We start from the raw sequence: 10,990 nt of genomic DNA, 5'->3' as shown, positions 1-10,990 counted from the left end.
ATCAATTAACGGCTGCCAAACAGGTCGGCAAAACGCTTTTTGTTCGCCTCGGTGTCGGCCAGCGCTTTGGCGGCGTCGAACGGCATCAGCTTAATGCTGTCGCGCGGCGGGAAACCCTTCGGCACCGGCAGCGAAGCATCGGCGGGCAGATAGCCCTGCTGTAGCACCAGCTGCTGTCCCTCGGTCGACAGTAAGAAATCAATAAACGCCTTCGCGGCCTGTGGATTTTTCGCGTTCTTCATCATTGCCACCGGCTCGGTGACGATGCTGACCCCCTCTTTCGGGAAGGTAAACCCGATGGGCGCCCCCTTGGCCTTTTCGCGAATGGCCATGTAATCCACCAGCACGCCGTAGGCCTTACTCCCGGACGTAATGGCGTTCATTACCGCGCCGTTGCCGCTTTGCGGCATCGCACCGTTCGCTTTCAGCTGCTCGTAATATTGCCAGCCCAGGTCGGGGGCATTCATCAGCGTTGCCTGGTGGATTTGCGCCGCGCCGGAATAAAGCGGGCTGGGCAGCGTGGTCATGTTTTTCAGCTCCGGCTTCAGGAGATCCCGCCACGAGGTTGGCTTGACCGGCGCTTTGGTATGCCAGGCGATACCGGTGGTGATCAGCTTGGTGCCGTAATAGTAGCCGTCTTTATCATACAGCTGGGCATCAAAGCGGCGGGCCTGCGGCGAGCGATACGCGGCCAGTAAATGCTGCTGTTTCAGAGCTTCCATGGTGACGCTGTCGGCGATCAGCAGCACGTCCGGCGCGGCGGCGCCGGCGGCTAACTCGGCCTGCAGACGAGCGGTCAGTTTAGTGGTCCCGTCACGGATCCATTTCACTTCAATGTCAGGATGCGCTTTTTCAAAGGCGCTGACGGTCGTCTGCGCATCTTCGTTGGGCTGGCTGGTATAGAGCGTCAGCGTGGAGGTGGCAAAAGCCGATGCGCTCATGATGGTCAGCATCAGCGCGGCCAGCACGTTTTTTTTATTCATCGTTCCGTCCCCGGTGTTTTCGTTGCGACGATTAAAACAGGGGAATCTGACAAAAATATGACCAACGTCTTTCGTAGTAATAGTTTCACATTGCCGGGTTAGGATGGCCGAAAATAGCGTGGCAGGAAGGGAAAATGACACCGGAAACTCGTCGCAATGCCATTGTCGCCCTGACGACAGAGCGCGGAGAAATCAGTATTGACGCGCTTTCCCGGCACTTTGGCGTATCGTTGCAAACCATACGCAGCGATCTGCGTGACTTAACGGCGCAGGGTCTGCTGCTGCGTCGCCACGGCATGGTCGCGCCTTTCGCACGCGAAAATATCGCCTGGCAGCAGCGGAAGATCGTCAACATCAACGGCAAGCGTTGGATTGGCGAGCAGGTGGCGCGGCTGCTCTGCGGGGCGCAAAGCTGCTTTCTCGGCACCGGCACCACCGTGGAGATGGTGGCGCGTGCCCTGCCGGAGAGCCTTTCTCTCGCCGTCTTCACCAATAACCTGCACGCCGCGCAACCGCTCAGTCAGCTTCCCGGCTGTACGCTGACGATAGCCGGCGGGCGGATTCGCAAGCGCGATCTGGATATTATTGGTAGCGATGCGCTGGCCTTCTTTAGCCGCTACCGGGTCGATATAGGCGTGGTTTCCGTCGGCGGCATCGACGAAAGCGGCGATCTGTATGATTTCAACGATGCTGAAGTGGTGGCGCGGCTGGCGTTGACCGCCAGTGCGGATATCACGGTGCTGGTGGTCGACAGCACCAAGTTTGGCCGCACGGCGCTGTGTCGTAACGGTCACGCGGGTGATTTTGACTATGTCGTCAGCGAGCGCCCCCCGACGGCGCAACAGCAGGCGAGGCTGGAACTACGGCGGACGCAATGGCTGTGCCGCGACGCCGTCGAAACGCTGTCCGGCGGATAAGGGCAATAGCCGCTGCCGACTCCAGAGGCTTGCGCTTAAACAGGCTGGCGTCGATCGCGTACGGTTCCATCCGGCGCTGGTGAAATACCGATAATCAGCAGAGACAATAACAACCATTTCAGCCATATCAATATTCCCTGAGCGACAGGAACATGTCCCGCCGGGGTACAGCGAGTGTCGAAATCAGAACGAATAATTTTATCTGCTAATGCGCATATTCTGAATGAAATGGGATGCTCACAGCCCTGCAGATAAAACTCCAGAAAAAATCTCTCTCTCCACTCTGAGCTGCTCAGTACATGCAAATTGTCACATTGCATTCCTGATTTAATTATTAGATCACTCTCCAGCACTGTTTCAGAATGGCCTCGTTAGGATATTCAACAAGACTCTGTGAGCAGCTCACAGAAATAAATTTAAGAGGCCGGAATGAGCGATTCTTCATCTTTAAGCGAGCGGGCTTACCACACTATTCGCCGTGATATTCTGACCTGTCGCCTGTTGCCGGGGGCGCTGGTGACAGAATCCGAACTGATGGAACGCTATCAGTCCGGCAAAAGCACCATCCGCCTGGCGCTGACGCGCCTGAGCCATGAAAAACTGGTCATTTCGCGTCCGCGTAAAGGCTATCGTATCGCGCCGGTGACGGTGCAGGACGTGGAGGAAATATTCACAGTACGCGCCGCGTTGGAACCTCTGGCGGCGCGGCTGGCAGTAGGAAAGGTGGATATTGCACTGCTGAAAACCCTTGAAGCGGAATGTCGGGTGGAAGTCGCTGCGCCACTGTCCACGCGCATTGATGTATTTATGAATGCCAATAAACGTTTTCATTTAGCCATTGCCGAAGCCACGGGAAACGATCATTTAATTCGCACCCTCTCCGGATTAATGGATGAAATGGCCCGGCTGGTGGCACTGGGATTTAACGTGCAGCGTATTAAGCCTGAAATTAAACACGATCATAACGCCATGATTGATGCCTTTATTGAAGGTGATGCCAAACGCGTGGAATTTATTGCTCGTCGCCATATTGAAACTTTTCAGGCGATGACGCTGGAAAAAATCTACGCCACCCTGAGCAAAGAGGGCGCGTTATTACCCGTATTACCACGGGAGATCTTTGGATGAACCCGGCGATTGAATTACGCGGCGTCAGTAAATCTTTTACCAGCCAGAATGTGCTAACCAATATTTCCCTGACCATTCACCAGGGGGAAATCGTAGCGCTGTTGGGGGCATCCGGTGGCGGCAAAAGCACGCTCTTAAATCTGATGTCTGGCCTGTTAACAGCAGACAGCGGCAACATCGCGATTCAGGGTACCCCGGCCAGGCAGTTTCAACACTGGCAGCGTATTGCCTATCTGTTTCAGGAAGACCGTCTGCTGCCCTGGCGCTCTGTAGAGCAAAACGTCAATTTTGGTCTGGAAAACAGTGCACTCCGCAAAGAAGAACGCCGCCAGCGGGTGGCTGATGCCCTGGCGCTGGTTGGCCTGTCCCCTTTTGCCCACCACTGGCCGCATCAATTATCCGGCGGGATGCGCAGTCGCGTAGCGCTGGCACGAAGCCTTGTGGTGCAGCCACAAATCCTGCTGATGGATGAACCCTTCTCACGCCTTGATCCACAAACCCGCAGCACCATGCATGACGAATTACTGCGCATTCAGCAATTGACTGGCATGACCGTGGTACTGGTGACACATGATGTGGAAGAGGCGGTGGTACTGGCAGATCGGGTTGTGGTGTTGAAACCCCATCCGGGGCGTATTCACCAGGAAGCGGCTCTGAACCTGTCGCGCCCGCGTATCGCCACCACTCCCGAGGTGAATGAACAGATTCGCCTGTTGCGTCTTGAGGTATGAGATGAAGCATCTGTCACGCTCCCTGAGTCTGCTACTGCAACGGATTATCCTGCTGGGGATTTTTCTTATCGTCTGGTGGCTGGGGTCACAACATCTCCCGGCCTTTGTGTTACCCGGCCCTGCCGCAACCTGGCAGGCGTTGCTGGCCCTGTGGCAGGGGGAAACGCTGCTGCATGACATCGGCGCGACCTTCAGCCGTGTGGTCTCGGGATTTGTGCTGGCGGCACTGGTGGGTACCGTATTCGGGCTGGTGTTGGGAGCCAGCCCGCGGGTGGCGCGTTTTTGCGAGCCGCTGCTGGCGGTATTTAACACCGTCTCCTCGGCCATCTGGGCTATCTTCGCCATTATCTGGTTCGGCATTTCCGATGCCACCACCATTTTCGTGGTGTTTATGACCTCCATGCCGCTGATCCTTACCAATGTCTGGCAGGGGGCGCAAAACGTGGAGGCGCAGTATGTCGAACTGGCCCGCAGTTTCCGCATGAGCCGCTGGCAGACGTTATGCAAAATTTATCTGCCCACCATCCTGCCGTACTTCTTTTCCGGCGCACGCCTCGCCTTTGGCTTCGGCTGGCGCGTGTCACTGGTGGCCGAAACGCTGGGCTCATCCGATGGCATTGGCTATCGCCTGCGTCAGGCCGGGGATCTGGTGCAAACCAGCCAGGTGTTCGCCTGGACGCTGTTGCTCGTCTCGCTGATGTTGCTACTGGAAGGTGGCCTGTTGAAACCACTGGAACGTTACCTGTTCCGCTGGAAAAAACGCTCATAACACTCACTGAACCTGGGGTAATCAAATGAAAAAACTGTTGATTCTATTCACCCTGCTGGTAGGGCTCCTACCGCAGCTCAGCGTTGCCGATGGCAAAGTGCGTATCGGTTACTGGACCTCCGGCGTCAGCCTCGGCTACGGCGCGGTGCTGGAAAGCCAGGACTTCCTGAAAAAACATGGCGTCGATGCCGAGTTTATCCACTTTCCGGATGTGAATGCGCCGCTGAAAGCCCTGGCATCCGGTTCCATTGATCTGGCTTTTGGCGCGCCGGTTGCCGGAGTCTTCAGCGTGGCTGCCGAAGGGTTGCCGGTGAAAATATTTGCCGCCACTCAACCCGCCGATGTGGCGTTTGTGGTGCCGGAAAACTCCCCTATTACTGCCCTGTCACAACTCAAAGGCAAAAAAGTGGGGATGTCTCCTGCCGGTTCTTCCGTGGCCGTGATTGGCAGCACCCTGTTACAGGAAAATGCCGGTATTGCCGCGAACCAGTTTTCGCTGGTAGGCGGCAATGAGTCACGACTGGCGCAGTTCCTGGCGCAAAATCAGGTGGATGCCGCCGCGCTGCGTACCCTGACCGTTAAGCAGTTACCCGACCTGAAATTACGCATTATCAGCACCTTTGCGGATGAATGGAAAAAACTGACGCACAGCGATGCCCTGCCGTACATCGGCGTTGGCACCGTGCGCAGTGAGCTGGTAAGCCAACATCCGGAAACCGTGGCTAAAGTCATCGCCGCCCTGCGCGACACTCTCGATTGGGGCCGCGCTCACCCGGATGAGGTGGTGAATATCCTGAAAACCAAAGCCAGCCTGCCGGAAGACCAGGCCCGCGCTTACGTCAGCCTGTGGGATCGCATGAACCAGTTGTCCTTTGAAGCCGCTGACATTGACACCCTAAAACGCGAACACTCCGTGCTGCTCAGCAGCGGAGCGATTAAAGGTGAACTGAACGATGACCTGTTCGACCCGCGTCCTTACCTGGCCTCGAAAAACCTGAAATAACCTGGAGAACAACATAATGAAAGCGCTGGTATTACCGCAACACGGTGGCCTTGAGCAGTTGCAGATTGATGAACATAAAGCCATTCCCCATGCCCAGACCGGGCATGTGGTGGTCCGTGTCGGGGCCTCCTCGTTTAACTATCACGATGTCTTTACCGTACAGGGAATGCCAGGCATTAAAGTCCCTCTGCCGGTAGTGCCTGGGCTGGATCTGGCGGGCACGATTGACAGCCTCGGCGAAGGGGTTACCGGCTGGAACATCGGCGATCGGGTGCTGGTTAACCCGCTGAAACCAGAGGTGGGTCTGATGGGGGAGATGATCGATGGCGGTATGGCGGAGTATGCGCTCGTGGATGCCCGTCAGCTTATCGCCCTACCGGAAGGTGTGACCTTTGAGCAGGCTGCGGCGTTGCCGGTGGCTTATGGCACGGCCCACCGCATGTTAATCACTCATAACACCATTAAGGCAGGCGATAAGGTACTGATCCTCGGCGCCAGCGGCGGTGTCGGTACCGCCTGTGTGGTACTGGCGAAACACCTTGGTGCGGAAGTGATTGCCTGTGCGGGCAGCGATGAAAAAGCCGCCGCGCTACGCTCGCTCGGCGCCGACCATGTGGTCAATTACCGCGAACAGGATTTCTCCCGCTGGGCGATTGAAAAATATGGCAAACCTCAGCGCCGCACTTATGACGGCGGCGTCGATGTGGTGATCAACTTTACCGGTGGCGACACCTGGCGACCCTCGCTGAAATGCCTGAAACGGGGCGGCACGCTGCTGGTGTGCGGGGCCACAGCCGGCTATGACCCGCAGGAAGACTTACGCTATGTCTGGAGTTTTGAGCTGAACATCAAAGGCTCCAACAGTTTTTATGCAGAAAACCTCACCGCCCTGCTGGCAATGGTAGCCGCAGGCAGTATTACTCCGCTGATTGATCGGGTTCTCCCTCTGGAGCAGGCCGCTGAAGGTCTACGCCTGATCCGTGACCGTGAAGTGCTGGGCAAAGTGATCGTCACCCCCTGATTCAGGAGAAAAAAATGAACGCACAGAACATCGAACAAAAATTACTGAACGGCCCATATCACCAGTGGCTGGGACTGAAGGTGGCGCAGGCTGGCGAGGGAGAAATTACCCTGATTCTGCCTTTCCGGGAGGAGTTTGTGGTTAATCCGGCCGGAGGTTACATCCACGGTGGTATTCTCGCCACGCTGATTGACCTCGCCGCCGACTGGGCGCTGGTGGCCTGGACCAGCAAAGGCGTGCCCACCCTCAACCTGCATGTGGACTACCATCGTCCGGCCCGCGGTGAACTCACGGTGAAAGCAAAAGTAATTAAACACGGCAAACTGGCATCCAGCGCGGAAGCCTGGGTTTATGACGCCGAAGGCCGGCTGGTGGCCAGCGGGCGCGGTCTGTACGCCACCCCGGCGCAGCAGGGGGCCGCATGAGTCTGAAACTGGATCATCTGGTGATTAACAGTCATTTTGCGCTGGATAACAGCGCAACGCTGTTCCGGGGGCTGGGTTTCACCTTAACCCCGCGGGGCTATCACAGCCTCGGTTCGATCAACCATTTGATCATGTTTGCTGACCACTATCTGGAACTGATTGGCCTACCCGCGCAGGGGGAGTCGCTGCGCCGGGAACTACTGGATAATCCGCCGGGTATCGACGGGCTGGTATTTGCCAGCGACAACGCGGCACAGACGGCAGCCGCCCTACAGGATGCCGGGTTCAGCGTGCAACCGGTACAGAATTTTTCCCGTAACGTCACCAGCGGCGCAGCAACAGGGGAAGCACGTTTCAGTACCGTACGTCTGACGCCTGATAGCTTCAGCGCGGGAAGAGTCTATTTCTGCCAGCATCACACCCCGGAATGGGTGTGGCGCGATGAGTGGCTCCAGCCGGGCCGCATTCAGACGCTGACCGTGGTGGCGCGCGATCCGGCAGCCACCCGCGAAAATTACGCCAGACTGGGTGAAACCAACCTGTTACAGGTGACAAGTTACGCTGCGTGGCAGGCACAGTACGGTGCGCTATTGCCGCTTACGGATGACCGTGAAAGCCGATTTGCCAGTATCCGGATTTCCGGCGCTGACGCCGGGGCAATCGCCAAAGCGGCAGAACAACAACGTTTACCTCTGGAACAACACCATGGATACCTGAGTGTGGCGATCCCTGCCCTGGCGCTGGTGCTGGAGTTTAACCATGACTGATACCTTACCTGACAACCTCGGCGCCTTCCGTCCCGCCCTGCGCCACAGCGATCGGCTGGCGTTTATTACTCCACAAGCTGATGGCTCGCAGCGGGAAATTACCTTCCGGCGGCTGGACAGCCAGGCTGATGCCATCGGCCTCGGTCTGAAGCAATTTAACTGGCCAGCCGGAACGCGCGTGGCCATCCTCGCACGTAACTCCATTGATTATATTGCCAGTCTGCTGGGGATTATGCGCGCCGGTCTGGTGGCGGTGCCGATAAACTTTCGTTTTCCGGTAAGCACCATTGAGCGCATCCTGGCGGACAGCGGCAGCCAGCTGCTGCTCGGCGATGAAGATCAGCTTGCTCGCGTTCCCCGCCATCTGCCTCGCGTCAGTTTTGGCGCCGAGCTGGACGCCCTGCAACAACCCGGAGAGCTGAACTGTTTTATCCCCGCTGACGACGACCTCGCCCTGATGCTCTATACGTCCGGATCCACCGGGATGCCAAAAGGCGTGCGCCTGACCCATGCCAGCCACCGCTGGGTGGTGGCCACACGTCTGGCCACCCCGGAACTGACGGATGAACGCGTGCTGATTGCCGCGCCGTTTTACCATATGAACGCGCTGGCGCTGGCGCTGCTGACGCTGGCAAGCCGGGTGACCACGGTGTTGCTGCCGCAGTTTACCGCCCGCGAATATCTCCAGGCCGTGAGCCACTATCGCTGTACCTGGCTCACTGCCGTACCGCCAATGCTGGCGATGATGTTGCAGGAAAAAGATCTGCTGGCGACCAGCGATCTCTCCTGCGTGCGGGTGATCCGTATGGGATCGGCGCCGGTGAGCGACAGTCTCTATCGGTCGCTGCGCCATTGGCTGCCGCAGGCGCGCATCATTAACGCCTATGGCACCACGGAGGCCGGGCCGGTGGTCTTTGCACCTCATCCGCAGGGGCTGACAATGCCCACCGGCTCTCCCGGTTATCCCCATCCGGAGGTCAGTCTACGGCTACGCAACAGTGACGGTACCCTGGCTGATGAAGGCGTGCTGGAAATGAAAAGCCCGGCGCTGATGCAAGGCTACCACCAGCGCCCGGATGTGCCCGTACCGTTTACCGATGACGGTTACTACATTACCGGCGATGTGTTCCACCGCGACGAACAGGGCTTTTTCTGGTTCATCGGCCGTCATGACGACATGTTCGTCTGCGGCGGTGAAAATATCTGGCCGGGAGAGGTGGAGAAATTACTGGAAAGCCACCCTCAGGTACAACAGGCCTGCGTGGTACCGGTGGCGGACGACATCAAAGGTCAGAAACCCGTAGCCTGGGTGATCCCGCGCGCCGGAGCCCCCCTCGATCCCCAGGCACTGAAAAGCTGGGTACTGCACCAGGGGCCAGCATATTTACATCCACGCCATATCTGGCTAACGGAAAGTTTCCCGCTGGCAGGCACCAATAAAATTGACCGCCGGGCATTGCAGTCAGCGGCAGAACAACGCGTACAAAAAAGGGAACAACCATGAGTTTTAACTGGCATAACCCGTATCACACGCCGCGCACGCCGGTATTCGCCCGTAACATCGTCTCCACTTCGCATCCGCTGGCGGCGCAGGCAGGCAACCGCATGTTGCTGGAGGGCGGCAATGCGGTGGATGCCGCTATCGCCACCGCCGCCACATTAACCATCGTAGAACCGGTGTCAAACGGGCTCGGCAGCGATGCCTTTGCGCTGGTATGGGCCGACGGGCGGCTGCATGGGTTGAATGCCTCCGGCCCCGCTCCGGCAGCCTGGGACCTGAACTATTTTCATCGCCGCTACGGTAACGATGCTCATGGGTTGGTAAAACGTCCGGAACGAGGCTGGGACGCCGTCACGGTGCCGGGCGCTGTCGCGGGCTGGGAAGCGCTACATCGGCGGTTCGGTAAACTCCCCTTCTCCCGCCTGATGCACAGCGCCATTGAGATTGCCGAACGCGGCGTCACGCTGGCGCCAATGGTGGCCCGTAAATGGCAGGCTGCCGTACCGCTCCTTGCACACCAGCTTGGCTTTGCCGATGCGTTCATGCCCGATGGTCGTGCGCCGCAAACCGGGGAATCGTTTCGTTTTCCGTCTGCCGCGAGGACTCTACGCCTGCTGGCCGACCAGGGCGCCCGGGCCTTTTACGAAGGCGAAGTTGCCGACGCCATTGTGAACTGGTCACAGCAAACGGGAGGTAGCCTGACATTGCAGGATTTACAGGCGTACCAGCCGGAATGGGTCACGCCCATCAGCCAGCGTTATCGCGGTTATGATGTTCATGAGATCCCCCCGAACGGACAAGGTATTGCAGCATTGATAGCGCTGGGGATTCTGCAACAGTTTGATCTTGCCAGCCTGGCGCTGGATGGCGTCGATGCGCAGCATCTGCAAATTGAAGCGATGAAACTGGCCTTTGCCGATGTCTATCGTTACGTGGCCGATCCGGGGTCAATGGAAATCACCCCCCAACAAATGCTGGACAACAGTTACCTGCAACAACGCGCCGCCCAAATTGATCTGACTCGCGCCAGTCTGCCCACGGCGGGAATGCCGCGCACAGGCGGCACCGTTTATCTGACCACCGCTGACGAACAGGGCATGATGGTCTCCTTTATTCAGTCCAACTATATGGGCTTTGGTTCGGGCGTGGTGGTACCGGAATATGGCATCAGCCTGCAAAACCGGGGAGCCGGATTCTCCAGCGATCCCAAATCAGCCAATGTGGTGGAACCAGGAAAACGGCCCTTCCATACCATTATCCCGGCGTTCCTGACCAAAGAGGGCCAGCCACAGATGAGTTTTGGCGTCATGGGCGGCGATATGCAGCCCCAGGGCCATGTACAAACTCTGGTCCGAATGCTGGATTTTCATCAACAACCTCAGGCGGCCTGTGATGCGCCACGTTGGAAGGTTAACCGGGATTTTACCCTCGATCTGGAAACGGGTTTTGATCCGGCAGTGGCACAACAACTACAATCTCGTGGGCACCAACTTAAAGCCGTGGACGATCCCTATATGGATTTTGGCGCCGGGCAATTTATCTGGCGACTGTCGGATGCGCCAAATCATGGTTATGTCGCCGCCAGCGATAGCCGCCGGGACGGGCAAGCGTTGGGGTTTTGATGTAAAAGGGCTGCTCTTGTCATTTCGCCAGCAGCGGCCCTTCAAATTGGTATGGTGGAATTAAGGATGACTGAATCCAGACGACCAGGACATGGCGCAGCGAACGATCCGGTTCAGCAGGCC

General features: G+C 57.7%; 11 protein-coding genes. 10 read left to right on the top strand and 1 reads right to left on the bottom strand.

Annotated features, from left to right (window positions below):
* Nucleotides 1-5: 5 nt before the first annotated feature.
* Entirely contained in the window at nucleotides 6-983 is a 978-nt protein-coding gene (locus EDF73_RS13570) for an ABC transporter substrate-binding protein (RefSeq protein ID WP_132729642.1), read from the bottom strand.
* A gap of 134 nt (nucleotides 984-1,117) precedes the next feature.
* Between EDF73_RS13570 and EDF73_RS13565 the strand changes: the two genes are divergently transcribed.
* The 10 genes from EDF73_RS13565 to ggt all read left to right on the top strand — a co-directional run bounded on the left by EDF73_RS13565 (nucleotide 1,118) and on the right by ggt (nucleotide 10,867).
* The gene (locus tag EDF73_RS13565) at nucleotides 1,118-1,900 is read left to right on the top strand and encodes a DeoR/GlpR family DNA-binding transcription regulator (RefSeq protein WP_132729641.1); all 783 of its coding nucleotides are present in this window, start codon (nucleotides 1,118-1,120) and stop codon (nucleotides 1,898-1,900) included.
* A gap of 429 nt (nucleotides 1,901-2,329) precedes the next feature.
* Nucleotides 2,330-3,028 carry a GntR family transcriptional regulator gene (locus EDF73_RS13560; protein WP_132729640.1) on the top strand — a complete coding sequence of 233 codons (699 nt, stop codon included), beginning with the start codon at nucleotides 2,330-2,332 and terminating at the stop codon, nucleotides 3,026-3,028.
* Nucleotides 3,025-3,759 carry an ABC transporter ATP-binding protein gene (locus EDF73_RS13555; protein WP_132729639.1) on the top strand — a complete coding sequence of 245 codons (735 nt, stop codon included), beginning with the start codon at nucleotides 3,025-3,027 and terminating at the stop codon, nucleotides 3,757-3,759. Before EDF73_RS13560 ends, EDF73_RS13555 begins: the two co-directional genes overlap by 4 nt.
* Before the next feature lies 1 nt (nucleotide 3,760).
* Nucleotides 3,761-4,528, top strand: a complete 768-nt coding sequence (locus EDF73_RS13550; protein ID WP_207896651.1) for an ABC transporter permease — start codon at nucleotides 3,761-3,763, stop codon at nucleotides 4,526-4,528.
* 25 nt (nucleotides 4,529-4,553) lie between these two features.
* Nucleotides 4,554-5,531, top strand: a complete 978-nt coding sequence (locus tag EDF73_RS13545; protein WP_132729637.1) for an ABC transporter substrate-binding protein — start codon at nucleotides 4,554-4,556, stop codon at nucleotides 5,529-5,531.
* A 16-nt stretch (nucleotides 5,532-5,547) separates the two neighbouring features.
* A complete protein-coding gene (locus EDF73_RS13540; protein WP_132729636.1) occupies nucleotides 5,548-6,552 on the top strand; it encodes a zinc-binding dehydrogenase in 1,005 nt (334 codons plus the stop codon).
* Nucleotides 6,553-6,566: 14 nt separating this feature from the next.
* Nucleotides 6,567-6,977, top strand: a complete 411-nt coding sequence (locus tag EDF73_RS13535; protein WP_132729635.1) for a PaaI family thioesterase — start codon at nucleotides 6,567-6,569, stop codon at nucleotides 6,975-6,977.
* Entirely contained in the window at nucleotides 6,974-7,744 is a 771-nt protein-coding gene (locus EDF73_RS13530) for a VOC family protein (protein ID WP_132729634.1), read from the top strand. The genes EDF73_RS13535 and EDF73_RS13530 overlap by 4 nt, the downstream gene beginning before the upstream one ends.
* Nucleotides 7,737-9,248 carry a class I adenylate-forming enzyme family protein gene (locus EDF73_RS13525; RefSeq protein WP_132729633.1) on the top strand — a complete coding sequence of 504 codons (1,512 nt, stop codon included), beginning with the start codon at nucleotides 7,737-7,739 and terminating at the stop codon, nucleotides 9,246-9,248. Before EDF73_RS13530 ends, EDF73_RS13525 begins: the two co-directional genes overlap by 8 nt.
* Complete coding sequence (gene ggt, locus EDF73_RS13520; protein WP_132729632.1) at nucleotides 9,245-10,867, top strand: gamma-glutamyltransferase; 1,623 nt, start codon at nucleotides 9,245-9,247, stop codon at nucleotides 10,865-10,867. Before EDF73_RS13525 ends, ggt begins: the two co-directional genes overlap by 4 nt.
* Nucleotides 10,868-10,990: the final 123 nt, after the last annotated feature.

Origin of the sequence: Klebsiella sp. BIGb0138 (assembly GCF_004342285.1) — a bacterium.
Lineage (GTDB): Bacteria > Pseudomonadota > Gammaproteobacteria > Enterobacterales > Enterobacteriaceae > Klebsiella.
This window is presented reverse-complemented; position numbering and strand designations above follow the sequence as displayed.